General features: G+C 58.9%; 23 protein-coding genes and 5 tRNA genes. 11 read left to right on the plus strand and 17 right to left on the minus strand.

What is annotated here, in order from left to right; all coding sequences use genetic code 11:
- Positions 1 to 36: 36 nt before the first annotated feature.
- From radC to phaC, 4 genes are read right to left on the minus strand one after another with little or no spacing between them, the layout of a single operon-like run.
- Entirely contained in the window at positions 37 to 888 is an 852-nt protein-coding gene (gene radC, locus QA646_RS06155; RefSeq protein WP_283058157.1) for a DNA repair protein RadC, read from the minus strand.
- 3 nt (positions 889 to 891) lie between these two features.
- On the minus strand, positions 892 to 1,728 hold the full coding sequence (gene map / locus QA646_RS06160; RefSeq protein WP_283058158.1) for a type I methionyl aminopeptidase: 837 nt from the start codon (positions 1,726 to 1,728) through the stop codon (positions 892 to 894).
- 2 nt (positions 1,729 to 1,730) lie between these two features.
- Positions 1,731 to 2,480: a DNA/RNA nuclease SfsA gene (gene sfsA / locus QA646_RS06165; RefSeq protein ID WP_283058160.1), complete on the minus strand. Its 750-nt coding sequence runs from the start codon at positions 2,478 to 2,480 to the stop codon at positions 1,731 to 1,733.
- Positions 2,481 to 2,493: 13 nt separating this feature from the next.
- Positions 2,494 to 4,341, minus strand: coding sequence for a class I poly(R)-hydroxyalkanoic acid synthase (gene phaC / locus QA646_RS06170; protein WP_283058161.1), 1,848 nt, complete (start codon positions 4,339 to 4,341; stop codon positions 2,494 to 2,496).
- A 168-nt stretch (positions 4,342 to 4,509) separates the two neighbouring features.
- Between phaC and QA646_RS06175 the strand changes: the two genes are divergently transcribed.
- The 4 genes from QA646_RS06175 (at position 4,510) to recJ (ending at position 9,645) form a co-directional block, all read left to right on the plus strand.
- The gene (locus tag QA646_RS06175; protein WP_283058162.1) at positions 4,510 to 4,959 is read left to right on the plus strand and encodes a hypothetical protein; all 450 of its coding nucleotides are present in this window, start codon (positions 4,510 to 4,512) and stop codon (positions 4,957 to 4,959) included.
- Positions 4,960 to 5,181: 222 nt separating this feature from the next.
- Positions 5,182 to 6,402 (plus strand): LL-diaminopimelate aminotransferase, encoded by a 1,221-nt coding sequence (locus tag QA646_RS06180; RefSeq protein ID WP_107107907.1) that lies wholly within the window; start codon positions 5,182 to 5,184, stop codon positions 6,400 to 6,402.
- Between the two features lie 60 nt (positions 6,403 to 6,462).
- The gene (locus QA646_RS06185; protein WP_283058163.1) at positions 6,463 to 7,782 is read left to right on the plus strand and encodes a homoserine dehydrogenase; all 1,320 of its coding nucleotides are present in this window, start codon (positions 6,463 to 6,465) and stop codon (positions 7,780 to 7,782) included.
- Positions 7,783 to 7,839: 57 nt separating this feature from the next.
- Positions 7,840 to 9,645 carry a single-stranded-DNA-specific exonuclease RecJ gene (gene recJ, locus QA646_RS06190; protein WP_283058164.1) on the plus strand — a complete coding sequence of 602 codons (1,806 nt, stop codon included), beginning with the start codon at positions 7,840 to 7,842 and terminating at the stop codon, positions 9,643 to 9,645.
- A 61-nt stretch (positions 9,646 to 9,706) separates the two neighbouring features.
- Here recJ and QA646_RS06195 read toward each other — a convergent pair.
- The 5 genes from QA646_RS06195 to QA646_RS06215 form a co-directional block, all read right to left on the minus strand.
- Positions 9,707 to 9,781 (minus strand) — tRNA-Glu (locus QA646_RS06195).
- A gap of 119 nt (positions 9,782 to 9,900) precedes the next feature.
- A tRNA-Glu gene (locus QA646_RS06200) sits at positions 9,901 to 9,975 on the minus strand.
- An 83-nt stretch (positions 9,976 to 10,058) separates the two neighbouring features.
- A tRNA-Glu gene (locus QA646_RS06205) sits at positions 10,059 to 10,133 on the minus strand.
- 157 nt (positions 10,134 to 10,290) lie between these two features.
- Positions 10,291 to 11,040 carry a hypothetical protein gene (locus tag QA646_RS06210; protein ID WP_283058166.1) on the minus strand — a complete coding sequence of 250 codons (750 nt, stop codon included), beginning with the start codon at positions 11,038 to 11,040 and terminating at the stop codon, positions 10,291 to 10,293.
- A 266-nt stretch (positions 11,041 to 11,306) separates the two neighbouring features.
- Positions 11,307 to 11,747 (minus strand): VOC family protein, encoded by a 441-nt coding sequence (locus QA646_RS06215; protein ID WP_283058167.1) that lies wholly within the window; start codon positions 11,745 to 11,747, stop codon positions 11,307 to 11,309.
- 197 nt (positions 11,748 to 11,944) lie between these two features.
- Between QA646_RS06215 and QA646_RS06220 the strand changes: the two genes are divergently transcribed.
- From QA646_RS06220 to QA646_RS06240, 5 genes are all read left to right on the plus strand, one after another.
- Positions 11,945 to 12,523 (plus strand): cold-shock protein, encoded by a 579-nt coding sequence (locus QA646_RS06220; protein ID WP_028753855.1) that lies wholly within the window; start codon positions 11,945 to 11,947, stop codon positions 12,521 to 12,523.
- A gap of 43 nt (positions 12,524 to 12,566) precedes the next feature.
- Complete coding sequence (locus tag QA646_RS06225) at positions 12,567 to 13,034, plus strand: DUF192 domain-containing protein (RefSeq protein WP_283058168.1); 468 nt, start codon at positions 12,567 to 12,569, stop codon at positions 13,032 to 13,034.
- A gap of 126 nt (positions 13,035 to 13,160) precedes the next feature.
- Positions 13,161 to 13,237: transfer RNA gene (locus QA646_RS06230), tRNA-Pro, on the plus strand.
- 173 nt (positions 13,238 to 13,410) lie between these two features.
- Complete coding sequence (locus QA646_RS06235; RefSeq protein WP_028753853.1) at positions 13,411 to 13,716, plus strand: ETC complex I subunit; 306 nt, start codon at positions 13,411 to 13,413, stop codon at positions 13,714 to 13,716.
- Positions 13,717 to 13,809: 93 nt separating this feature from the next.
- A tRNA-Arg gene (locus tag QA646_RS06240) sits at positions 13,810 to 13,886 on the plus strand.
- A 760-nt stretch (positions 13,887 to 14,646) separates the two neighbouring features.
- Here the strand turns inward: QA646_RS06240 and QA646_RS06245 are convergent.
- From QA646_RS06245 to QA646_RS06270, 6 genes are all read right to left on the minus strand, one after another.
- A complete protein-coding gene (locus tag QA646_RS06245) occupies positions 14,647 to 14,808 on the minus strand; it encodes a hypothetical protein (RefSeq protein WP_283058169.1) in 162 nt (53 codons plus the stop codon).
- 155 nt (positions 14,809 to 14,963) lie between these two features.
- A complete protein-coding gene (locus QA646_RS06250) occupies positions 14,964 to 15,203 on the minus strand; it encodes a hypothetical protein (RefSeq protein WP_283058170.1) in 240 nt (79 codons plus the stop codon).
- A 150-nt stretch (positions 15,204 to 15,353) separates the two neighbouring features.
- The gene (locus QA646_RS06255; protein WP_028754999.1) at positions 15,354 to 16,127 is read right to left on the minus strand and encodes an amino acid ABC transporter ATP-binding protein; all 774 of its coding nucleotides are present in this window, start codon (positions 16,125 to 16,127) and stop codon (positions 15,354 to 15,356) included.
- Positions 16,128 to 16,144: 17 nt separating this feature from the next.
- Positions 16,145 to 17,299, minus strand: a complete 1,155-nt coding sequence (locus tag QA646_RS06260) for an amino acid ABC transporter permease (RefSeq protein WP_283058172.1) — start codon at positions 17,297 to 17,299, stop codon at positions 16,145 to 16,147.
- 1 nt (position 17,300) lies between these two features.
- Positions 17,301 to 18,491: an amino acid ABC transporter permease gene (locus QA646_RS06265; protein WP_283058173.1), complete on the minus strand. Its 1,191-nt coding sequence runs from the start codon at positions 18,489 to 18,491 to the stop codon at positions 17,301 to 17,303.
- 93 nt (positions 18,492 to 18,584) lie between these two features.
- Positions 18,585 to 19,610, minus strand: coding sequence for an amino acid ABC transporter substrate-binding protein (locus tag QA646_RS06270; protein ID WP_283058174.1), 1,026 nt, complete (start codon positions 19,608 to 19,610; stop codon positions 18,585 to 18,587).
- A gap of 373 nt (positions 19,611 to 19,983) precedes the next feature.
- Between QA646_RS06270 and QA646_RS06275 the strand changes: the two genes are divergently transcribed.
- Complete coding sequence (locus tag QA646_RS06275) at positions 19,984 to 21,174, plus strand: cystathionine beta-lyase (RefSeq protein WP_283058175.1); 1,191 nt, start codon at positions 19,984 to 19,986, stop codon at positions 21,172 to 21,174.
- Here QA646_RS06275 and QA646_RS06280 read toward each other — a convergent pair whose 3' ends face one another.
- Positions 21,175 to 22,338 carry an FAD-dependent monooxygenase gene (locus QA646_RS06280; RefSeq protein WP_283058176.1) on the minus strand — a complete coding sequence of 388 codons (1,164 nt, stop codon included), beginning with the start codon at positions 22,336 to 22,338 and terminating at the stop codon, positions 21,175 to 21,177. It abuts the gene before it with no gap.
- Positions 22,339 to 22,367: 29 nt separating this feature from the next.
- Complete coding sequence (locus tag QA646_RS06285; RefSeq protein ID WP_283058178.1) at positions 22,368 to 22,613, minus strand: zinc-finger domain-containing protein; 246 nt, start codon at positions 22,611 to 22,613, stop codon at positions 22,368 to 22,370.
- A gap of 199 nt (positions 22,614 to 22,812) precedes the next feature.
- On the opposite strand from QA646_RS06285, the gene QA646_RS06290 reads away from it, so the two are divergent.
- Positions 22,813 to 23,598, plus strand: coding sequence for an alpha/beta hydrolase (locus QA646_RS06290; RefSeq protein ID WP_283058179.1), 786 nt, complete (start codon positions 22,813 to 22,815; stop codon positions 23,596 to 23,598).
- Positions 23,599 to 23,604 lie beyond the last annotated feature (6 nt).

A 23,604-nucleotide genomic window follows, 5' to 3' on the forward strand; every position in this document is an offset into this window, starting at 1 on the left:
GTATTTTAACGTTTTAATATATCTGAGAAAGACGTTTCAGACCAGACGTAGTGCTCTGAAGCTGACGTGGCCGTTCTTGCCGATGATAATATGATCGTGGACAGTAATGCCCAAAGGACCGGCCGTGTCGATGATCGTCTTTGTCATATCGATATCGGCGCGCGAAGGAGTGGGGTCCCCGGAGGGGTGGTTGTGCACGAGAATAATGGCGGTGGCTGAGAGTTCGAGTGCCCGTCTGACCACCTCGCGCGGATAGACGGGCGTGTGATCGATCGTGCCCAAACCCTGCACTTCGTCGGCGATCAGGGCATTGCGCTTGTCGAGAAACAGGATCCGAAACTGTTCGCGCCTCTCATGCGCCATGGCTGTATGGCAGTAGTCGATCAGAGCTTTCCAGGAGGAGAGCACCGGCTTGCCCGTCAGCTCGCTTTTCAGCATGCGCTGTGCAACACTCGCCACCAACTTCAGATCGAGGGCCACGGCTTCGCCGACGCCGCTGATTTCCTGCAGCAGATTGGTTGGCGCGCCGAAGACGCCGCCGAGCGTGCCGAAGCGGGCAAGCAGCGCCTTGGCGATCGGCTTGGTGTCTCGGCGCGGAATCAGCCGAAACAGCAAGAGCTCGAGGATTTCGTAATCGGCAAGCGCCGCATCGCCGCCATCGCGATAGCGATTGCGCAGTCGTTCTCGGTGGCCGTGATAGTGAGCCTCGGCATTGGCCGGTATGCTCGGTGGTTTTGCCGGTTTGTCGCGCAGCGTAGCCTTGGCTGGTTGGTGGGCGAAAAACAGCCGTTCGTCGAAAAGCGACGCGCCTTCAAGGCCATCCGCCGCCCCGCCGCTATCGACGGGCATGTCGCCATGTCCGGAAGAGGAAGCGGGGCGCCTTGCCATGTATTACCCCTGCAGCGGCGGCAGGCCGGGACGGTCGAGACCGCCGGGCGAAAGGGTGAATATTTCGCAGCCGGTCGCGGTAACGGCGACGGTGTGCTCGTACTGCGCCGACAGCGAGCGGTCACGCGTGACCGCTGTCCAGCCGTCGCCAAGCACTTTCACATGCGGTCGTCCGAGATTGATCATCGGCTCGATGGTGAAGATCATGCCTTCGCGCAGTTCCGGGCCCTCGCTGGCGCGGCCGTAATGCAGGATGTTCGGCGAATCATGGAAGAGGCTGCCGACGCCGTGGCCGCAAAAGTCCCGCACGACGGAGCAGCGCTCCGCTTCGGCATAGGCCTGGATCGCTTCACCGATGGCGCCGGTCCGCGCACCGGGACGCACGGCGGCGATGCCGCGCATCAGTGATTCATGGGTCACTTCGAGCAGCCGCTCCGCCGAACGTTTGATCTCGCCGACCGGATACATGCGGCTGGAATCACCGTGCCAGCCGTCAAGCACATAGGTCACGTCGATATTGACGATATCACCGTCGCGCAGCGGCTTGTCGTTGGGAATGCCGTGGCAGACGACGTGATTGATCGACGTGCAGGAGGATTTCATATAGCCGCGATAGTTCAGCGTCGCCGGATAGGCGCCGTGATCCATGCCGAACTCGAAGACGAATCGGTCGATGACATCGGTCGGTACGCCAGGCCTGACGATTGCAGCCAGTTCGTCGAGACAACGGGCGGTCAACTGGCACGCCTTGCGCATTCCTGCGAAAGCATCTTGCCCGTAGAGGCGGATGGCGCCCGTATTCTTCGACGGCGCCGTTGCCGCTTCGATGTAATTCACCATGATCAGCCTTCAGCAGAAATCTTTATACTGGTATTTAATGCAGCTATGCCGGGTTCGTCTATCGGGATCAACCCAGCGGGCGTTATTTCCGTCGACGAAACTCTGCATTTCAACGCATAGACTTCGACGCCGCGTTTCAAAGCTCGCTCGAAAGCAGCCGCATAAACGGTGTCGAGATCGCTGCAGACACGAAAGCGGTTGCAGTCGTGCCGCTGGATCACGAACAGCATGACGGCGCGATATCCCGCTTCCGCCATATCGCCGAGTTCTTCGAGATGCTTGGCGCCGCGGGCTGTCACCGTATCGGGAAATTCGGCAAGGCCCGGCTGGCGCATGAAATGCACATTCTTGACTTCGACATAGGTGGTCGTCCGCAAAGGATCGGTCAAGAGCAGGTCGATACGGGAATTGCGGCCATAATTTTGCTCGCGCCGAACGCTCGTGTAATAGCCGAGGTCGGAAATCTGGCGGAGAGCGATCGCCTCCGCCGCCAGCCGGTTCGGCATGGCGGTGTTGACCCCGACTGTGGTGCCATCGGCTTCGATCAGTTCGAAGACGTGACGATATTTGCGCTTCGGACTGTCGTGTTCGGAAAGCCAGATGCGTGAACCCGGTGTCGTCAGGCCCTGCATCGAGCCGGTGTTCGGACAGGATCCGGTGATGATCTCGCCGCTCTCCAATTCGGCATCGAAAAGGAAGCGCTTATAGCGGGCGATCAGCCGCGCGGGAACGAGGGGCGGATTGAAGAGCATGGATAACCGCCGCTTACGCGCGCTCCATGACGAAGCTGCCGGGAGCTTCCTCAATGGCGTTCAGTGCTCCGCCGCCGGGCTTACGGGCAGGAACCATGCGGCTGTCATTGCTCTTGATCCATGCAAGCCAATGTGGCCACCAGGAGCCCGGCGTCTCCTTGGCCTCATCTAGCCATTGATCATAGTCGCCCTTGACCGGGCCGCCTGTCCAGAACTGGTATTTGTGCTTGTCCGGCGGATTGACGACGCCGGCGATATGACCGGACCCGGTCACCACGAACTCCACCGGCCCGCCGAAGAACTGGCTGCCGATGAAGACGGATTTGGCCGGCGCGATGTGATCCTCGCGCGTTGCCAGGTTGTAGACGGGTATCTTCACGTCCTTCAGCGACAGTTTTTTGCCGTCGAGCACCATCTTCCCCTGGCTTAGAGCGTTGTCGAGATAGCAATTGCGCAGATAAAACGAATGGTTGGCGGCGGCCATTCGCGTGGAATCGGCGTTCCAGAACAGGAGATCGAAGGGCAGGGGTTCCTGGCCTTTCAGATAGCTGTTGACGAAATAGGGCCAGATCAGCTCTGAGGCGCGCAGCATGTTGAAGGCCGTCGCCATTTTCGAGCCTTCGAGATAGCCGACTGCCTTCATCTGCTCTTCCAGCGCCGAGATTTGCTCCTCATCGACGAAAACCTTGAGATCGCCGGCAAAGGTGAAATCGACCTGCGTAGTCAGAAAAGTCACGGTGCGGATGCGCTTGTTCTTTTCCTTGGCATGCAAAGCAAGCGTTGCCGCCAGCAGCGTGCCGCCGACGCAATAACCGACCGCGTTGACCTCTTTTTCGCCGGTTGCCTTCTCGATCGTCTCCAGCGCGAAATCGATGCCTTCGCGCGCATAACATGTCCAATCCTTGGCCGCATGGCGCTTATCCGGATTGACCCAGGAAATCACGAAAACGGTGTGCCCCTGTTCGACACACCATTTGATGAAGGATTTCTGCGGATTGAGATCGAGAATGTAGAATTTGTTGATCCAGGGTGGGCAGATCAGCAACGGCCGTTTCAAGACTTTATCGGTTGCCGCTTCATATTGAATGACCTGGCAGACCTCGCTCTGCGCGATTACCTTGCCGGGCGTCAGTGCCATGTCCCGCCCGACCGCGAATTTCGTCATGTCGGTCTGGCGCAACCGCAATTCGCCGCGGCCGGCGCTGATATCCTCGGCGAACATCTTCATGCCGCGCACCAGGTTTTCGGCATTGGAGGCGACGGTCTCGCGATAAAGCTGCGGATTGGTGGCGACGAAATTGGTCGGCGACAGCGCCGCGGTGATCTGCTTGGTATAGAAGGAGGCCTTATGGCGCGTGTGCTCGTCCAGCCCTTCGGCGTCGGTAACTAGCTTGTCTGCCCAGCCGGCGGTCAGGAGATAGGTTTGGCGCAGGAAATCGAAGAAAGGATTTTTCTGCCAATCCTCATCGGCGAAGCGTTTGTCCTTGATCGGTTCGGGTTCAGACGCGGCCGCCGAATCGCCGCTGAGACGCTGCATGGTTTTCGTCCACAGGCCGAAATAGCCGGATAGAAGATTGGTCTGTGCTTCCAATGTCCGGCGCGGATCGGAAAGCCAGTATTCGCTGACCTTGGAAAGCGTCTTGACCATATCGGTCATCGGATCGGCGACGGTGTCGACCTTCTCGCCGCGCTCCCGTGGCGCAAGCCAGGCAGAAGCAGCTTTGCCGAGATTTTCCAACGCACGGGCAAAGTTCACGGCCATCGCCTCGGGATCTTTGACAATGTAAGGCTCGACCGACTTCGCATCGAAGCCCTGAAAGGCGCCGTTGCCTTCACTTTTATCCCGCTTGCTGTCGGTCACGCATCATCCTCCCGGCGGCAGCTCACTTTGTTTTCCATTTGTACATCTTGCTGGAAAAGGAATACAAGTCGAATGAAACGCAACCCTGCTCTTGCTTTGCCGCTGCGACAAATTTAACAGTCGCAACCCACGGCAAGGAAGAGAGCAGGACGACATATGGGCGGCGGCATGGTGGCAAGACTCAACCGGTATTCCGTATTTTGCGGTGCTTTGTGCGGCATTCTTGCGCTGGCGCTTGCCGGCTGCACGACGCCTGAGGAGAAAGCAGCCTTTGCGAAGAGCAAGCAGGCTCCACAAGCTGTCGTCGTCAAGTCCGCTGAAGGCAAGCCGGTCGATGAAGGCAACACCCAGCAGCACTACAAGGACGGTTATCCTTCCTTCAACGCTCCTCCGACGGCGGCGAATGTTCAGATCAACGACCAGCAGGCGGCCGATATCGGCAAGAAATTGACGGCGCTCGGCGCACAGCGCAAAGCCGGCACGATTTCGGAGGCCGAATATCAGAAGCGTGTGGCCGACATGCGTAAGCTCGCAGCCGAACACGGCCAGGACACGCTGTCGGAAATTCAGCAGCAGAGTGCCGATCCCAGCCAGACGCCCGCGCCGACGCAGAATTAGCCTTGCGTTTCAGGCGATTTGGACGCAAAGCGTTCAGCTAGGCTGAATTTCGATGTTTCTTCCTGGTTGATAGCGCATTGCGTTCATAACCGCCAAAGATTCACCGTATCCTTCGCGTCAGTATAGTTGCGGCGCCGCGATTCCGGAGTTCGTATCGCGGCTCACCGGGAGATTGACGAACTTCATTGCGGTTTTGAGGGCCGCTGTCCCATGGGGAAAGAAATGGAAGAGTTTCATAAAGTCCGGCGCTTGCCGCCCTACGTCTTCGAACAGGTCAACCGTTTGAAGGCCAGCGCGCGAGCGGGCGGGGCCGACATTATCGACCTCGGCATGGGCAATCCGGACCTTCCGACCCCCAAGGCCATCGTCGACAAGCTCTGCGAAGTGGTTCAGGACCCGCGCACGCATCGCTATTCTTCGTCCAAGGGCATTCCCGGTCTGCGCCGCGCGCAGGCCGCCTATTATGCCCGCCGCTTCGGCGTCAAGCTCAATCCGGATACGCAGGTGGTTGCCACCCTCGGCTCCAAGGAAGGCTTCGCCAATATGGCGCAGGCAATCACGGCGCCGGGTGACGTTATCCTCTGCCCGAACCCGACCTATCCGATCCATGCCTTCGGTTTCCTGATGGCTGGCGGCGTCATCCGCTCTATGCAGGTCGAGCCGGACGATAGCTTCTTCCCGCCGCTGGAACGGGCTGTGCGGCACTCTATCCCGAAGCCGCTGGCCTTGATCCTCAACTATCCGTCCAACCCGACGGCCTATGTCGCGACGCTGGATTTCTACAAGGAAGTCGTCGCCTTCGCCAAGAAGCACGACATCATCGTGCTGTCGGATCTTGCCTATTCGGAAATCTACTTCAACGATGATCCGCCGCCGTCCGTTCTCGAAGTTCCGGGCGCGATGGATGTCACCGTCGAGTTCACCTCGATGTCGAAGACCTTCTCCATGCCTGGTTGGCGCATGGGTTTCGCCGTCGGCAACGAGCGTCTGATTGCGGCTTTGACGCGTGTCAAATCCTACCTCGACTACGGCGCCTTCACACCGATCCAGGTGGCGGCGACGCATGCGCTGAACGGTGACGGCTCCGATATTGCGGAAGTCCGCAACATCTACAAGCGCCGACGCGACGTGCTGGTCGACAGCTTCGGCAAGGCCGGCTTCGATGTGCCGCCGCCGGCAGCGACGATGTTTGCCTGGGCGAAGATCCCGGAAAAATTCCGCCATCTCGGTTCGCTGGAGTTCTCGAAGCTTCTGGTCGAGAAGGCCGATATCGCAGTGGCGCCGGGCATCGGCTTCGGCGAGCAGGGCGATGATTACGTCCGCATCGCGCTGGTCGAGAACGAGCATCGCATCCGTCAGGCGGCGCGCAATTTGAAGCGCTTCCTCTCCACCGCGGATGAGACCATGCATAATGTGATTTCACTGAACGCCCATCGCTCTTAATTTTTCACGGCAGCCGTTTCCGCGGCTGCCGTGCCCCACGACATTGATCAGGAATTCCTCATGGCAGATGCCCTCAAAATCGGCATTGCGGGCTTGGGCACCGTTGGCGCCTCGCTTGTCCGTATCATTCAGAGCCGCGCCAACGAGCTTGCCGTTACTTGCGGCCGTCCCGTTAAGATCGTCGCCGTCACGGCCCGCGATCGCAGCAAGGATCGTGGCATCGACCTTGCCGGCATCGAATGGTTCGGCGGCCCGGTCGATCTGGCGCAGAAGGCCGACATCGACGTCTTCGTCGAGTTGATCGGCGGTGCCGAAGGCGCCGCCAACGCAGCAGTCCGTGCGGCCCTTGCCCGCGGCTTGCACGTCGTCACCGCCAACAAGGCGCTGCTCGCCTATCATGGCGTCGAACTTGCCGAGATTGCCGAAGAAAAGGGCGCGCTGCTCAACTTCGAAGCGGCAGTCGCTGGCGGCATTCCCATCATCAAGGCGCTGCGTGAATCCCTGACCGGTAACACGATCTCGCGCGTCTACGGCATCATGAACGGCACCTGCAACTACATCCTGTCGCGGATGGAGAAAGAGGGCCTGTCATTCGCCGATTGCCTGAAGGAAGCCCAGCGTCTCGGTTATGCCGAAGCCGATCCGGCCTTCGACATCGAGGGCAACGACACGGCGCATAAGCTCGCCATCCTGACGACGCTCGCCTTCGGCAACCGCATCGCTGCCGACGATATCTATCTCGAGGGGATCACCAATATTTCCATCGAGGACATCCGCGCCGCGGCCGACCTCGGCTACCGCATCAAGCTGCTCGGCGTTGCCCAGCGCACTGAAAGCGGCATCGAACAGCGCGTTCACCCGACCATGGTGCCGCTCGAGTCGGTCATCGCCCAGGTCGACGGCGTCACCAATGCCGTCGCGGTCGAATCGGATATCCTCGGCGAACTGCTGATGGTCGGCCCCGGCGCCGGCGGCAACGCGACGGCGTCCTCCGTACTTGGCGATATTGCCGACATCGCCAAGAGCCAGCCGGGCGCGCAGCGCGTGCCGGTGCTCGGTCATCCCGCCAAGGCGTTGGAGCCCTATCGTAAGGCGCAGATGCGGAGCCACGAGGGCGGCTATTTCATCCGCCTGACCGTTCTCGATCGCACCGGCGTTTTCGCCAGCGTCGCGACCCGCATGGCGGAAAACCACATCTCGCTGGAATCGATCATGCAGCGCGCAACGCAGCACCTGGCTCCGGCCCATCATCAGACGATCATCCTCGTCACGCATGCGACGACGGAAGATTCGGTGCGCAAGGCCGTCGCCGCGATCAAGACCGAGGGCTACCTTGTCGGCGAGCCGCAGGTCATCCGCATCGAACGGCCAAAGGAATAGTCTGACGACCAAGGCCCGCTCCGACAAATCGGAACGGGTCTTCTAATTCTGGGAGAGATGGTGGAACAGCCGGCAGATCCTGTGCAGCGGGCATTTCTGGGCGTCGAGCGCTCCGTCTCCGGCAACCGCTGGGTTTCCCGGCTCGACCAGGCCGGCCAGAACCGGGCGCTGGCCATCGCTCAAACCCACGGACTGCCGGATCTGATTGCCCGCGTTCTCGCCGGCCGCGGTGTCGGCCTCGAGGAGGCCATGGCCTTCCTCGATCCCACGATCCGCAGCCTGATGCCCGATCCCCATCTGCTGACGGACTGCGAGAAGGCGGCGCAACGCCTGCTGCACGCCGTCAAGACGGGCGAGACAGTCGCGATCTTTGGTGATTACGACGTCGATGGCGCAGCATCCTCGGCGCTGCTCTATCGTTTTCTCAGCCATTTCGGCGTGCCAGCCAGCATCTATATTCCAGACCGCATCTTTGAAGGCTATGGCCCGAATCCGGCTGCCATCAATCAGCTCATCGATAATGGCGCAACGCTGATCGTCACCGTCGACTGTGGTTCCACCAGCTTCGAATCGCTGGAAGCGGCGAAAGCCCGCAATATCGATGTCGTCGTCATCGATCATCATCAGGTTGCACATGAGCTGCCGCATTGCCACGCACTGGTCAATCCGAATCGCGAAGACGATCTATCGGGGCAGGGACATCTCTGCGCCGCCGGCGTCGTCTTCATGGTCCTGGTCGCGGCCCTGCGGCAATTGCGTGAGGCAGGCGATGCCCGGGTTCGCTCCATCGACCTGCTTGCCTGGCTCGATATCGTCGCCTTGGCAACGGTTTGCGATGTCGTGCCCCTGAAAGGGCTGAATCGCGCCTACGTCGTTAAAGGCCTGATTGCAGCGCGCCATCAGGGCAATCCCGGCCTTGCCGCCCTTTTTCGAAAGGCGGGTCTCGGCGGCCCTGTAAGCCCCTATCACTTCGGCTTCATGATCGGCCCGCGCATCAATGCCGGCGGGCGCATCGGCGATGCAGCACTTGGCGCCCGGCTGCTGACGCTCGACGTTGCCTCGGAGGCCGAGACGATCGCCGAGAGGCTGGACGAGCTCAATCGTGAGCGCCAGGCGATGGAAGCGGCCATGTTGCAGGAGGCGGAGGCTGAAGCGCTGGCCGAATACGGCAACGGCGATGGAGCCTCCGTCATCGTCACGGCGCGGGAGAACTGGCATCCCGGCATCGTCGGGCTGATCGCCTCGCGGCTGAAGGATAAGTTCCGCCGCCCGGCCTTTGCCATTGCTTTTGATAGGATGGGGCGGGGCACTGGCTCCGGACGCTCGATCAATGGCTTCGACATGGGCCGCATGGTGCGCGCTGCCGTCGATGCCGGCCTACTGACAAAGGGCGGCGGCCATGCCATGGCGGCGGGCCTGACGGTGGAGCGCGCCAATCTCGGCAAACTCCGCGCCTTCTTCACGGAGAAGGCGGAAAGACAAGTCGCTGGTCTCGTCGCCAACGAAACGCTGAAGATCGACGGTGCGCTCGGTGCCGGCGGCGCGACAGTGGAGCTTGTCGACCAGCTCGAAACCGCAGGCCCCTACGGCTCCGGCCACCCGCAGCCGATCTTCGCCCTTCCAAGCCACCGCCTGCGCGATTCGCGCCTCGTCGGCCAATCGCACATCAAGATCACCCTCGAGGCCCAGGACGGCGGCCGCCTCGACGGCATCGCCTTCCGCGCCGTTGAAACGCCCCTCGGCGAGCTGCTGCTCTCCTCCCGCGGATCACAAATCCACATCGCCGGCACGCTCGGCGCCGATCATTGGCAGGGCGCAAGGCGTGTGCAATTGCGTGTCATGGATGCCGCCAAGGCGCCGTGAGACGCGAATGGCAATCGACGCTTTAGCTCAGCAGAATCAGAGATTTAGGGAAGGGAAACAGTGGCACGCCCTAGGGGAGTCGAACCCCTCTTTACAGAATGAAAATCTGTCGTCCTAACCGATAGACGAAGGGCGCGTGCTGTGGCGCCCTTATAGTCAGCACCTTTTGTTCCCGCAAGCGGAAAATCGAGAAAAATCCATGGGTAGAGCCAGATTTTTCGAGGCAATTGTGGAAAAGTTCGGAATGGGTCTGATTGGTACGCCCTAGGGGAGTCGAACCCCTCTTTACAGAATGAGAATCTGTCGTCCTAACCGATAGACGAAGGGCGCAGCCTGCGCTTGCGACCATATAGGAATAGCGCAAAGCCGCTGCAAGCGGAAGATAGATCATTGTCGGAAGAGAGGAAGAACAGTGGCACGCCCTAGGGGAGTCGAACCCCTCTTTACAGAATGAAAATCTGTCGTCCTAACCGATAGACGAAGGGCGCGTGCTGTTGTGTGGCGCGCTTATAGCGGGGCGATTTCATTCCCGCAAGCGCCTATTTCGCTTTTTTTTGGAAAAAATGACAGAAGCGTAACGCTTCGACCAAGTTTGAATAAGCTTGCCTTAACAGCATGTTGTGGAGATTTGCGGATGAAGCCGGCTTAGAGCCCCGCTCCGCCCTGCGGCTGCGTTATCAGCGGCTTGCCATCTTGGCCCTGGCCCTTCGAGGCTACGATATGCGCAAGCATCAGGGCTTCCTTGCTGTCTATCCTACGGGCGTTAGAGCCGCGGGCGGGCAGGATTTTCGAGGGTGTCGCGTCCGCGGTCGGCTTCATCGGGCTTCCCGATGCATAGGCGGCATTGCGGATGACGGGCGGGGGAATCACAGCCTGGGACGTTTGGTCGACCGGCATGCCACCATTGCCCTGTTGTGGTGTGGCATTCTGCGTGGCACTGGGCGGCATGCTGTAGACGCTGCGCATGATCGGCGTGGGTCCCTGCGGCTGTCCGCCACCCGGCTGGGTATTGGCCAGCGTTCCGTCCGGATTGACGGCAATCGGCGCAGGCGCCGAATAGATGCTGCTTCTGTTGGCGTTAATACCCGTCGGCTGCGTCACCACGCCGGCTATGCCGGCCGGCGCGTCGGTGGCCACAGGTGCCGCTCCGGCCGGTGCCGGCGGGAAGAAGGATTGGCTGCTCGTCTCTTCGGCGACCACCTGCTGCCGTGTGCCATGGACGCTGTGTACCAGCGGATCGCGATAGGCAACATCGCCCTTTTGCCGTTTCGCGTCCGCTTTGGTGTTGAGGGCGTCGGCAAGCTGTTCGGCAGCACTGGGCTGCGGCTCGGCCGCGGCCTCCTGCTTCTGCTTGTCGCCTGTCGTCGCGCAGCCGGTGAGCATTACAAATGACATGGCGACGGCAATAGCGCTTGCGAGCTTTTTATTGCCGGATAAAATCTGCCGATCGCACAAAGGACGTTCCCCGCTTGAAAGTTGGCACCGGAACGGCCTCTTGCGAGGGACGATGATGTCGCGCGGCTCAAACTGGGAACGATGACCGCACGAAATCCGATGCATGATGCTTCGAGTCGTCCCAAGCATGCCGGAGAGCGGGTATGGCCGGCAAGCGCGAAACCGATGGCTCCGCGCGCGCCGCAAGCTTCGCGAAAGCCAGCGCTTTACCAGGCGCCAGTGTTGGGCATCGAAGCCCAGGGCTCGGCTGGAGCCAGATTGGCGCCCTTCTGCAGAATCTCGATGGAAATGCCGTCCGGAGAACGCACGAAAGCCATGTGACCATCGCGGGGCGGCCGGTTGATGGTAATGCCATTGTCCATGAGCTTCTGGCAGATTGCGTAGATGTCATCGACCTCATAGGCAAGGTGACCGAAGTTCCGTCCTCCGGTATACTCCTCGGGGTCCCAGTTGTAGGTGAGCTCCAGGCTGGGGGCGCCGTTGCTTCGTGAGGTGTCTACATCTTCGCTGGCAGCAAGGAAAACGAGTGTGAAACGGCCTTTCTCGTTTTCGTAGCGACGGGTTTCGGTGAGGCCGAAGAGAGTGCTATAAAAGTGCAGTGAGGCGTCGAGATCGGTAACGCGAACCATGGTGTGGAGATAACGCATTCTGTTTCCTCTCTAATGTTTGCGCTGAGACGATCATGAAACGAGACACCAGCTTCAGGCAAGACTCGGCGCGCTAATCTACGGTTGGGAATAAACGAAAACTAGGACTTGCGCTTTTCCGTTACCAAGATGTTAATCTTGATTTCAAGGAATCAGTTAACTGTAACAGTGTGACGCGTAATCGAGGGCTGGCTAAGATGGGTGACAGAATTTCATCGAAGGGAATCGTCGACTTCGGAGAGATGTCGGGCGAGGCCGTCGAGCTCATCGAAATCTCCGGCGTCGTCAAATGGTTCGACGTCGCCAAGGGTTTTGGCTTCATCGTTCCGGATAACGGCATGCAGGACGTTCTGTTGCATGTGACGTGCCTGCGCCGTGACGGCTATCAGACCATTCTCGAGGGAACGCGCATCGTCGCGCTGATCCAGCGTCGCGAACGTGGATATCAGGCTTTCAAGATCCTCTCCATGGATCAGTCGACCGCCGTGCACCCGTCGCAGATGCCGCCGGTGCGCACACATGTCCAGGTCACGGCGACAAGCGGCCTGGAGCGCGCCTTGGTCAAGTGGTTCAACCGCACCAAGGGATTCGGTTTCCTGACGCGCGGCGAGGGCACGGAGGACATCTTCGTGCATATGGAAACGCTGCGTCGTTTCGGTCTGGCGGAATTGCGGCCAGGGCAGGTGGTTCTCGTCCGCTTCGGGCCAGGTGAGAAGGGGCTGATGGCGGCGGAAATCCATCCGGATGCGCCAAGCCCGGTGACGCGGCCGCATTGATATGACCAGAGCTACGTTTTCTGCTGTTTTGAAGAGCGCCATCATGGCGCTTTTTCTTGTCGGGGCATCCGCTCCCGCCTTTGCCGCGCAGGTGGCCAGCGAGAAATCGGTAACGTTCGATTCGGAGCCTTTGTCGATCAAAACCGCAAAGGGCGTGACGCATAAATTCACCGTGGAATTGGCGTTGACCGAGCCGCAGCTTCAGTTCGGCTTGATGTATCGCAAGAGCATGCCGGCGGATCACGGCATGCTTTTCGATTTCGGTGCACCACGTCCTGTCATGATGTGGATGAAGAACACCGTATTGCCGCTCGATATGCTCTTCCTGGACAAGAGCGGTGTGGTCACCCACATTCAGGAAAACGCCGCACCCTATTCGGAAGAGATCATCAGTTCCGGCGGGCCGGTGCTTTACGTCATCGAGCTGAACGGCGGCACCGCCAGAAAACTCGGCCTTGCCATCGGTGACAAGGTGACCAGCGCCACGATTTCCGCCAAACTCGGCAAATAGATTTTCCCCGGGATCGGCGCTTCAACGCGATTTTAGCTGTTGCAGCATGAGGATGAACCGTGTATCTCCGCACTCGTTCTGCAAAGCGGAACGACGCGATCATCTGAAGAAATGACGCGACAGGTACGGAGTGTAGCGCAGTCTGGTAGCGCATCTGGTTTGGGACCAGAGGGTCGGGAGTTCGAATCTCTCCACTCCGACCATTTAAATCCCCCTGATATCGATGGATTGTAATGCGGTCTGGCCGCCTTTTTGCTTGAAAACAAAGGGATTCGCGGCTAAGCAAAATTTGACAATGCTCTGCCATTACAGGCTGGGCAAAGACTAGAGAAGCAAAAAGGCGGGACTGTCCCGCTTATCCGGAGGCGCTGCAGCGATGCCTGCCAAGATTTACCGTCCCGCAAAAACCGCCATGCAATCCGGCAAGGCCAAGACCCAGTTGTGGGTTTTGGAATTCGACCAGGAAATCCCGCGCAAGATCGATCCGATCATGGGCTATACCTCGTCGGCCGACACGCGCCAGCAGCTCAAGCTGACTTTCGAGACGCAGGAACAGGCCGAGGCCTACGCCCAGCGCAATGGCATCGAATACCGCGTCCTCGCCCCCAAGGACGCCAACCGCCAGGTTGTCTCCTATACGGATAACTTCCGTTTCAATCGCATCCAGCCCTGGACCCATTGATCCGGCACTCGTCGAATTCGATTGCCATTGAGTTTGACGGAAGTTTCAGGCATGTGTTGTCAGCCGCGACCGGTTCGCGGCGGCTTGATTTCAGGCCCCTTAGCTCAGCTGGATAGAGCACCTGCCTTCTAAGCAGGTGGTCGCAGGTTCGAATCCTGCAGGGGTCGCCATCTCTTTTTGAACCAATTGATTTGAATAATTATTTTCCTGTTTTACCCTCACTGGATCGGATTGAGGGGTTAGGATGTTCTCGTTAAGTTTCGCTGCGCCCGAAATTGCAAGGCGCTTGTTGCCTGCTTCGCGACTGTAGAGATTGGGCATGGCGTCGCTGCGCCAGCCAAAACGAGCCTTCAATTCGTTGTTGCCGTGGCCAGCGAGAATCTTGCCAAGCGTCCAGCCTTTAGTTTCCACTCGATGCGAAATCGAATAACATCCCTCTTTATGACAGATGGTCAAAGCGAGCATTAGGGATGTCTATGCAGCCGATCTACTACGGGCTCACGAGGGCAGTTGCCTTGGGCATTCTGATTATTTTTCCCGCTGTTTTCTTTGTTTCCTGCTCGACGGTCGGCGGACAATCTGGTTCCGTAGAAACGAGAAAATCGACAGATCCCGCCACCGCCAAAGACAAAGCGGCCGACCGTCGGCGATGGTCTGAGAGAGTCCAGCGAGACAATCAGTTAGCTCCAAGCGGGTCGCAACCGGGTTCCTATGGCTCTGTCCGTCCTCTCTTGACTTGGTGAGCGATAGACTTGTGAACTGCCTTGTCTCAGTCTGGTCGATTGCCTAAGGGAGAGCGCGATACAACAGATTACCAAGATCTGTCACATCTGCGCCGTTTCGTCGACCTTGCGAATCTCGTTTCGCAATTATCCCACCCTCACTATTTGTCAGTCCGTTGCAGCACCCAGCGCCGCAGCAGAGCCAGACTCAATGCGCCTCCATCGGCCATCCGCCGGAGTCTGCCGGTCTGGTTGCATTCACTGCCATGTCGATGAGGTCATAACCGGCCATTGCACCGATCACTCTTACGACGATGATTGCTGCGCTGAGAAGCGCCAGCGCAGCGATTATCCTGTCGCTTTTCTTCACGTCCCGTCTCGTCCCCCGATGCCTATAAACTGCATCCGCACGCAGCGGTCGGCAATATATCGAGTTTAGGGCGGGGCGCTATGACTATGTTCTTGCCGCTGGCCGTTACGTTAACGGCGCCTCAGAAAGGGACGCCTTTTAGCGGCGATAGTTGGTCAGGCGACGTTGAGGTCGGCGATCTCGCCGTGCCGGGCCAGGAGGCGAGGGGAGGTCATGTCGCCGGTCTCTTCGTCGACCATGATCGCATAGGCGGCAACGCCAACGAAACGTGCGGACATGGAGGAGGCGATCTTTTCCGCGCTGGCGGCGCTCGATGCCTGCCGCATCTCTCCCGGGACCAGATTTCCACGGTTCTTCTTATAAGGAAGGATAATGAATTTTTCGCCGGATGCCATTGTGCTTGCCCTGATTTGTTCACAAAATGTTCTGGTTTGCGCCAGATGTCAATATGGTTAACCGCAGCGGCCGTCGTAAATCCCGAATGCACATAGAAAAACCCGCCGGCCTGGTCACAGCCGACGGGTTTAGGTTGTCGCATGGTCCCCTCAGTGAAGAATCTGGCTCAGGAACAGCTTGGTGCGTTCGTGCTGCGGATGTTCGAAGAATTCCTTGGGGGAGTTCTGTTCGACGATCTGGCCCTGGTCCATGAAGATCACACGGTTGGCGACTTGGCGGGCGAAGCCCATTTCGTGGGTGACGCAGAGCATCGTCATGCCTTCTTCGGCGAGACCCACCATGGTATCCAGCACTTCCTTGATCATTTCCGGATCGAGCGCCGACGTCGGCTCGTCGAACAGCATAATCTTCGGGTTCATGCAGAGCGAACGGGCAATCGCCACACGCTGCTGCTGACCGCCGGAAAGCTGGCCAGGATATTTCTTCGCCTGCTCGGGAATCTTGACGCGGGTGAGGAAGTGCATCGCAATCTCCTCAGCCTGCTTTTTCGGCATCTTGCGCACCCAGATCGGCGCCAGCGTGCAGTTTTCCAGGATCGTCAGATGGGGGAAGAGGTTGAAGTGCTGGAACACCATGCCGACTTCACGGCGCACCTCATCGATCTTCTTCAGGTCGTTCGTCAGTTCCGTGCCATCGACGATGATCTGGCCCTTCTGATGCTCCTCAAGGCGGTTGATGCAGCGAATCATCGTCGACTTGCCGGAACCGGAAGGCCCGGCAATAACGATTCGCTCGCCGCGCATGACCTTAAGGTTGATGTCGCGTAACACGTGGAAATCGCCGTACCACTTGTTCATGTTGATCATTTCAACCGCGACTTCCGTGTCGGAAATGGTCAGTTTTTTCGGTTGGGCGTCAGCCATATTTTTTCCCTCAGTTTTTATCGTTTGTGGCCAGTGTCGAGATGGCGTTCCATGAAGCCTGAATAGCGCGACATGCCGAAGCAGAACAGCCAGAATATGAAGCCGGCGAAAACCAAACCCGTAATCGGCGTCACGGCGCTTGCCCAGTTTGCGTCGGAGAAATTCTGGCGAACGATGCCGAGCAGGTCAAACATGCTGATGATCGACACCAGCGACGTATCTTTGAACATGCCGATGTAGGTGTTGACGATGCCGGGTATGACCAGCTTGATCGCCTGCGGCAGAACAATCAAGCGCATCTTCTGCCAGTAGCCGAGGCCCAGCGAATCGGCACCTTCGAACTGGCCCTTCGGCACAGCTTGAAGACCGCCGCGGATGACTTCGGCGATATAGGCCGAGGTAAACAGCGAGACACCGACGACTGCGCGCAGCAGCTTGTCCACCGTCCAGCCCTGCGGCAGGAAGAGCGGCAACATGACGCTGGCCATGAACAGCACTGTAATCAGCGGAATGCCGCGGATGACCTCGATGAAGAGGACGCATAGCATGCGGATAACCGGCATTTTCGAGCGTCGTCCGAGCGCAAGCAGAATGCCGACGGGAAAGGAGACGACGATCGCAACGAAGGAAAGGACGAGCGTTACCATCAAGCCGCCCCACTTCTGCGTTTCCACGATCTCCAGCCCGAAGCCACCGTAAAGCAGGAAAAACGAGACGATAGGGAGCACGATGAATGCCAAGATGGCATTCAATCCCTTTCTGGGCACCGACGGCGTCATCATCGGCACAAACAGGATGATGGTGAGAATCGCGACCAATGCCGGCCGCCAGCGCTCCTCCGGTGGATAAAGGCCGACCATGAAGATGGTGAATTTCGCTCGGACGAACGCCCAGCAAGCGCCGCTCCAACCGTCCGGTTGCGTCCCGCCCTGCACGGTGGTCGCGCAGAAGGTGCGGTCCGTACCGTTCCACACCGCCTGGATGAACAGCCAGTTGACAATATGCGGAACGGCCCACGCGAGGAAGGCTATCGCTAGGATGGTTAGAACCACGTCTTTCGGTGTCGCCAGCAGATTTTTCCTGACCCAATGAACGACGCCTTTTTCGCTCGATGGAGCCGGCAGTTGCGGAAGAATTGTTTTGCTCACAAAGCTTTGGCTTCCGTTGGACATCTTATCTCTCCACCAAAGCCATCTTGGCATTGAACCAATTCATGAACAGCGAGGTCGCGATGCTCAGCGCAAGGTAGACAAGCATCCAGATGATGAATACTTCGATGGCTCGGCCGGACTGATTGAGAATGACGCCGCCGACAGCGACGAGATCGGCATAGCCGATGGCGATTGCGAGCGAGGAGTTCTTCGTCAGATTGAGATACTGGCTGCTCAACGGCGGAATGATGATGCGCATTGCCTGTGGAATGATGATGAGCCGCGTGATGGCGCCAGAGCGAAGCCCAAGCGCACCGGCAGCTTCCGATTGCCCCTTCGCGACGGCGCGGATACCGCCGCGGACGATTTCGGCGATATAGGAGGCCGTGTAAAAGGAAAGCGCGAGGAACAGCGAAATGAATTCCGGCCCAATGACGGAGCCGCCGGTCAGATTGAACTTGCCGGCGACAGGATAGTCGAAGGAAAGCGGCATGCCGGCTGCGAAGAAGGTCAGGAGCGGCAAACCGATGAATATCGCCGCAGAAACCCAAATCGTGTGAAATTGCTTGCCTGTCGCCGCCTGTCGCTTATGCGCCCAGCGGGCCATGAAGAATATCGCTATGATGGCGACCACGACGGCAATGCCGACGGCCCACATCCCGGCGCCGAAAATCGGGCTCGGAAAGGCAAGGCCGCGATTGCTAAGATAGCTGGAGAACGGCAGATGCAAGGCTTCGCGAGCCTGCGGCAGCAGCACCAGCACGCCGCTATACCAGAAGAAGATGACGAGCAGCGGCGGGATATTGCGGAACACCTCAACATAGGCCTGGCAAAGCTTTGCGATCAGCCAGTTCCCTGAAAGCCTGCCGATGCCGACGATAAAGCCGACAATCGTCGCCGCGATGATGCCTGATATTGCGATGAGAACGGTATTGAGCAGGCCGACGACGAGCGCGTCGATATTCGTCGAATCGCTCGAAAATGGAATCAGAGCTTGGCCGAGATTGAAACCGGCGCGTCCGCCCAGAAACGAAAATCCAAAAGGTTGGTTCGACGCACGCAGATTATCGACGGTGTTATTGATGATGAACCCGACGAACGCCAGCAGAATTACGATGGTAAGGACTTGATAAACCAAGCCTCGGAATTTGGGATTATTTATTGCTGATCCGGACGAGCGCTCGCCTTCGGGCGAATTTATTGTAATTGCCATGCAGACTTTTTCCCCTCTGTGCCCGTTTCGGGCTTGTTTTCTTAAGGGAGGAAAGGCGGGGAGCCGCCTTTCCCAATGTCACGTAGTCGCGGCTTAGCGAACCGGAGGTGCGTACTGAATGCCACCCTTGTTCCACAGGGCATTCAGGCCACGCTGAATCTTCAGCGGGCTGCCGGCGCCGATGTTGCGGTCGAACACTTCGCCATAATTGCCGACGCCTTTGATGATGTTATACGCCCAATCGTTGCTCAGGCCGAGGTCCTTGCCGATGGTCGAACCCTGCTCGACACCGAGGAAGCGCTTGATGTCCGGATTGGCCGAATTCTTCATCTCATCGACGTTCTTCTGCGTAATGCCGAATTCTTCGGCATTGATCAGAGCATAAGCGGTCCAGCTCACGATGTCGAACCATTGGTCGTCGCCCTGGCGAACGGCCGGCCCGAGGGGCTCCTTGGAAATGATTTCCGGCAGAACGACGTTGTCGTCAGGGTTCTTCAGGGTCAGGCGCAGCGCGTAGAGGCCGGACTGGTCGGTGGTGTAGACGTCGCAACGGCCGGAGTCGTAAGCGGCATTGACTTCTTCGAGCTTGTCGAAGACCACCGGATTGTACTGAAGGTTGTTGGTCTTGAAGTAGTCGGCGAGGTTGAGTTCGGTCGTCGTGCCGGATTGAACGCAAACGGCGGCCCCGGAGAGCTCGAGAGCCGATTTTACGTTCAGTTCCTTATGAACCATGAAGCCCTGGCCGTCGTAATAGGTGACCGGGCGGAAGTTGAGGCCGAGCGCGGTATCGCGGTTGATCGTCCAGGTGGTGTTGCGTGAAAGCAGATCGATTTCACCGGACTGCAGCGCGGTGAAGCGGTCTTTCGCGCTGAGAGGGGTGTACTTTACTTTGGTTACGTCGCCGAAGACAGCCGCCGCGACGGCCTTGCAAAGGTCCACGTCGAAACCGGCATAGTTCCCGGAAGCGTCGGGCTGTGAAAAGCCAAGAAGGGCACTATTCACGCCGCATTGAACAAAGCCCTTGGCCTTCACATCGCTCAACGTCGAAGCCGAAGCGCCCGACGCGGTGTATGCCAAAGCTGCCGCTCCGAGGAATACGGACAGAGCAATCTTTTTCATCTTTCCCAACCTTTGTCTATTGTTTTATAGTTAAAGCGTATCGCCCCGAAGCAGGCTCTCGGAGAACCGTGTCCCTCACTCTCCCGGCGCGAGTAGTGCTATCACAGTCGTAAATGCATTTCCGGTCAAGACACAGCCCGAATTATTGAGGAATAATTCGGCGTTTTCGCCAGTTTAGGCTCAAAAGCGGGCGGTTGGCTGCCATTTGAGCAACGTTTTGCCGAAAAACTGCGCGAAAATGACGTATTGTTTCGTCATTTCGGTATTTTAGCTTGTGCGTAATAATAGGATTTTCCGGGTCGTTCGGGGTTGACCCCGCCGGGATCGGCAGCCACTAATCGAAGTCTCCACAGCGCCAAAGGCATACCCAGACATGAAAGACAAAGACACATTGCTGCAAAACGCCGGCATCAACACGCGTTTGTCCCACATCGGCAATTCGCCCTCGGATTTCCACGGTTTCGTCAATCCGCCGGTCGTGCATGCCTCGACGGTGTTGTTTCCGAATGCGCGAACCATGGAGACGCGCGATCAGAAATATACCTATGGCACGCGCGGCACGCCGACGACCGACGCGCTTTGCGATGCCATCGATGCGCTGGAGGGATCGGCGGGAACGATTCTCGTGCCATCCGGGCTTGCGGCGATCACCGTGCCTTTCCTTGCCTTTCTGTCCTCAGGCGACCACGCGCTGATCGTCGATTCGGTTTACGGGCCGACCCGTATCTTCTGCGACACCATGCTGAAGCGTCTCGGTGTCGAGGTCGAATATTACGACCCCTTGGTCGGCGCCGGCATCGAGTTGCTGATCAAGCCGAACACCAGGCTGGTGCACACGGAAGCGCCAGGCTCCAATACCTTTGAGATGCAGGATATTTCCGCGATATCGACCGCCGCTCATCGCCATGGCTGCGTCGTCACCATGGATAATACCTGGGCGACGCCCGTCTATTTCAAACCACTGGATCACGGCGTCGACATCTCCATTCACGCGTCGACGAAATATCCGGCCGGTCACTCCGATATTCTAATGGGGACCGTGTCCGCCAATGCCGCTTATTGGGAGCAGTTGAAGGAAGCCAATATCCAGCTCGGCATCTGCGGCACGCCGGATGATGCCTATCAGGTGCTGCGAGGCCTGCGCACCATGGGCGTGCGCCTGGAGCGCCATCAGGAAAGCGCGCTCGCCATCGCGCGATGGCTCGATAGCCGCGACGACGTCGCGCGCGTGCTGCATCCGGCGCTGCCGAGTTTCCCCAGCCATGAACTTTGGAAGCGCGACTTCAAGGGATCGAGCGGCATCTTCTCCTTCGTGTTGGCTGTCGACAGTGCGGAGAAATTCAAGGCCAAGGCCCATGCCTTCCTCGACGCGCTGCGGATTTTTGGCCTGGGCTATTCCTGGGGCGGCTTCGAAAGCCTCGCGCTGCACGTCAATCTCAACGACCGACGCATCAGCAAGGCGCCGCCGGAAGGGCCGGTTCTGCGCCTGCAGATCGGCCTTGAGGACGTCGCCGATATCAAGGCCGATATCGAAAAGGGCCTTTCCGCTGCGAAAGAGGCCTGATCAGCCTATGGCGCGATAGCCGTAGACCCAGTCCAGATCCGCCGCGAGCTTTTGCGGCGGACGCATGGACAGAACAAGATTGCGGGCCAGCCGAACCGGTCCGCGGGCATGATAGGCGAATTGATTGAAGGCGCCGCGCCGGCGCAGGCGCGCGATGCGCGGCACGCGATGCCTTTCGAAGAGATCAAGTGCTTCGGCGAGGGGACGCGACGCTACCATGCCGGCGAGTTCGAAGGCATCCTCAATCGCCATGGCAGCACCTTGCGCCGCGAAGGGCATCATCGCATGGGCCGCATCGCCGATTAATATGACATCCTGGCCATTGTGCCAGCGCCCGGCGCTTGCTTCGTAGAGCGGCCAGAAGGTCGCCTGCTCCTGGCGTTCGAGCATTGCCGTGATGGCATCGTTCCAGGCTGAGAAGCGCTGGAGAAGATGCTCGCGCTGCGCCTTGGTGCCGATGGCGCTCCAATCATGGCTCGTACTGCTTCCGGAGATAATCGCCACGATGTTGAAGGCGGCATGTTCCTTGATCGGATAGCTGACCAGATGCGCCGAAGGGCCGAGAAATGCCGTGACGCTCGTTCTGTCGAGGACGCTTGGGGCGGATGCCCCGGGGATGGTGAAACGCCACGCGATATTGCCGGAGAAGTGCGGTGATGGGGCACCCGACACCAATGCGCGCGTCTTCGACCAGACGCCATCGGCGCCGACGATCAGATCCATGTCCTCGCCAATGGCCGCCTCCAGCGCCCGTCGGTCCGTGACATCGACAGACCGGCCGAGATGCAGCTTGCAGAGTGGGCTGACCATCACGGCGTCGAGAAGCGCCTTTTGCAGCGTCGCACGATGAACGGTGCCATAGGGAGCGCCCCAGCGTTCCCTGGCGAAACTGCCGCAGGGCACGGATGCGAGTAGTTGTAAGGATGAACCGGAGACCAGCCGCACTCCCGTCGGCTCCAGCCAGACAGGCCGAAGAGCATCGAGCGCGCCGAGCGTGTCGAGAATGCGGGATGCGTTGGGAGAAATTTGCAGGCCGGCGCCGACTTCGGTCAGCGCTTCGGCCCGTTCGAAAATCTCCGAGCGAATGCCATGCTTGGCAAACGCCAGCGCCGCGGTAAGGCCGGCTATTCCGGCACCGATGATCGCGGCAGTCCTGATCGGCATTGAGCTATGTCCGATCCGCTCTCGGGAAATCAGGCGGCCTTGAAGTGGAAGACGCAGCCGGCCGGATTGGTCTCATCGGCCTTCAGCGATGGATTGTAGCGATAAAGCGTCGAGCAGTAGGAGCAAACCTTCTCGTTTTCATCGCCCATGTCGATGAAAATATGCGGATGGTCGTAGGGGACCGAGGCGCCGGTGCACATGAATTCCTTCACGCCGATCTCGATAACGCGGTGTCCGCTGTCGTTCTGGAAATGGGGAATGTTGTGGCCGGCCATGATGATCTCCGAATGCGTCTGCCTTGAGCGGCATGAATGTTGCGCCAGACTTGTTTGCCCCTCTTTATAATTCTTCTCGTCGATTGTGTAGTGCGAAAGTCCGGCGCGGCGCACAGATTTTCGCGAGCGCGGGGTTCACCTGATATGACCGATAAAATATGGTCCGCGACAAAGAGACGATGTTCACGAAGATCTTGCCATGAATTTGAATAGTCCTGCCTTTTCCTATTTCGTCCATGACGGGCTCAAGCTGGCCTATTTCGACGAGGGCGATGCGAATGGCGCGCCGGTCCTGTTGATTCACGGCTTTGCCTCCACCGCGATTGCCAATTGGGTCAATCCAGGCTGGCTGAAATCGCTGGGCGAGGCGGGTTACCGGGTCATCGCCATCGATAACAGGGGCCACGGCTTGAGCGACAAAGCCTATGATGCCGAAGCCTATCGTCCCTGGGTCATGGCGGAAGATGCGGTTGCGCTGCTCGATCATCTCGGCATCCCCGAAGCCCATATCATGGGATATTCCATGGGTGCGCGCATCTCGGCGTTCCTGGCGATGGCCCATCCCGATCGTGTCCGCTCGCTCGTATTCGGCGGGCTGGGTATCGGCATGGTCGATGGTGTCGGCGATTGGGATCCGATCGCCGATGCACTATTGGCGCCGTCGGTTGACGACGTCACGCATCTGCGCGGCCGCATGTTCCGCGCCTTCGCCGATCAGAACAAGAGCGACCGCGAGGCGCTCGCCGCCTGCATCCGGGGCTCGCGCGATCTGGTCGCCAAGGAAGACGTGGCAAAGATCGAGGCGCCGACCTTGATCGGCGTCGGCACCAAGGATGACATTGCCGGTTCGCCGCACGAGCTCGCGGCGCTGATGCCGCATGCCGAAGCGCTGGATATCCCGAACCGGGACCATATGCTCGCCGTCGGCGATAAGGTGTTCAAACAGGCCGTCCTCGACTTCTACGAGCGCCTCGCCAATCGATAAAACCGA

The sequence above is a fragment of the Rhizobium sp. CB3090 genome (assembly GCF_029714285.1).
In the GTDB taxonomy this organism is placed as follows: Bacteria; Pseudomonadota; Alphaproteobacteria; order Rhizobiales; family Rhizobiaceae; genus Rhizobium.

What these genes read in the sequence shown, in the direction of transcription:
- QA646_RS06255 (WP_028754999.1), bottom strand. Translation starts at nt 16,127, where the DNA reads ATGGCTGACGCCCAACCGAAAAAACTGACCATTTCCGACACGGAAGTC.
- QA646_RS06270 (WP_283058174.1), bottom strand. Translation starts at nt 19,610, where the DNA reads ATGAAAAAGATTGCTCTGTCCGTATTCCTCGGAGCGGCAGCTTTGGCA.
- map (WP_283058158.1), bottom strand. Translation starts at nt 1,728, where the DNA reads ATGGTGAATTACATCGAAGCGGCAACGGCGCCGTCGAAGAATACGGGC.
- QA646_RS06275 (WP_283058175.1), top strand. Translation starts at nt 19,984, where the DNA reads ATGAAAGACAAAGACACATTGCTGCAAAACGCCGGCATCAACACGCGT.
- QA646_RS06185 (WP_283058163.1), top strand. Translation starts at nt 6,463, where the DNA reads ATGGCAGATGCCCTCAAAATCGGCATTGCGGGCTTGGGCACCGTTGGC.
- QA646_RS06215 (WP_283058167.1), bottom strand. Translation starts at nt 11,747, where the DNA reads ATGCGTTATCTCCACACCATGGTTCGCGTTACCGATCTCGACGCCTCA.
- radC (WP_283058157.1), bottom strand. Translation starts at nt 888, where the DNA reads ATGGCAAGGCGCCCCGCTTCCTCTTCCGGACATGGCGACATGCCCGTC.
- QA646_RS06225 (WP_283058168.1), top strand. Translation starts at nt 12,567, where the DNA reads ATGGCGCTTTTTCTTGTCGGGGCATCCGCTCCCGCCTTTGCCGCGCAG.
- QA646_RS06285 (WP_283058178.1), bottom strand. Translation starts at nt 22,613, where the DNA reads ATGGCCGGCCACAACATTCCCCATTTCCAGAACGACAGCGGACACCGC.
- QA646_RS06260 (WP_283058172.1), bottom strand. Translation starts at nt 17,299, where the DNA reads ATGTCCAACGGAAGCCAAAGCTTTGTGAGCAAAACAATTCTTCCGCAA.
- QA646_RS06290 (WP_283058179.1), top strand. Translation starts at nt 22,813, where the DNA reads ATGAATTTGAATAGTCCTGCCTTTTCCTATTTCGTCCATGACGGGCTC.
- QA646_RS06210 (WP_283058166.1), bottom strand. Translation starts at nt 11,040, where the DNA reads ATGTCATTTGTAATGCTCACCGGCTGCGCGACGACAGGCGACAAGCAG.
- sfsA (WP_283058160.1), bottom strand. Translation starts at nt 2,480, where the DNA reads ATGCTCTTCAATCCGCCCCTCGTTCCCGCGCGGCTGATCGCCCGCTAT.
- QA646_RS06265 (WP_283058173.1), bottom strand. Translation starts at nt 18,491, where the DNA reads ATGGCAATTACAATAAATTCGCCCGAAGGCGAGCGCTCGTCCGGATCA.
- QA646_RS06180 (WP_107107907.1), top strand. Translation starts at nt 5,182, where the DNA reads ATGGAAGAGTTTCATAAAGTCCGGCGCTTGCCGCCCTACGTCTTCGAA.
- QA646_RS06235 (WP_028753853.1), top strand. Translation starts at nt 13,411, where the DNA reads ATGCCTGCCAAGATTTACCGTCCCGCAAAAACCGCCATGCAATCCGGC.
- QA646_RS06220 (WP_028753855.1), top strand. Translation starts at nt 11,945, where the DNA reads ATGGGTGACAGAATTTCATCGAAGGGAATCGTCGACTTCGGAGAGATG.
- QA646_RS06280 (WP_283058176.1), bottom strand. Translation starts at nt 22,338, where the DNA reads ATGCCGATCAGGACTGCCGCGATCATCGGTGCCGGAATAGCCGGCCTT.
- recJ (WP_283058164.1), top strand. Translation starts at nt 7,840, where the DNA reads ATGGTGGAACAGCCGGCAGATCCTGTGCAGCGGGCATTTCTGGGCGTC.
- QA646_RS06250 (WP_283058170.1), bottom strand. Translation starts at nt 15,203, where the DNA reads ATGGCATCCGGCGAAAAATTCATTATCCTTCCTTATAAGAAGAACCGT.
- QA646_RS06175 (WP_283058162.1), top strand. Translation starts at nt 4,510, where the DNA reads ATGGTGGCAAGACTCAACCGGTATTCCGTATTTTGCGGTGCTTTGTGC.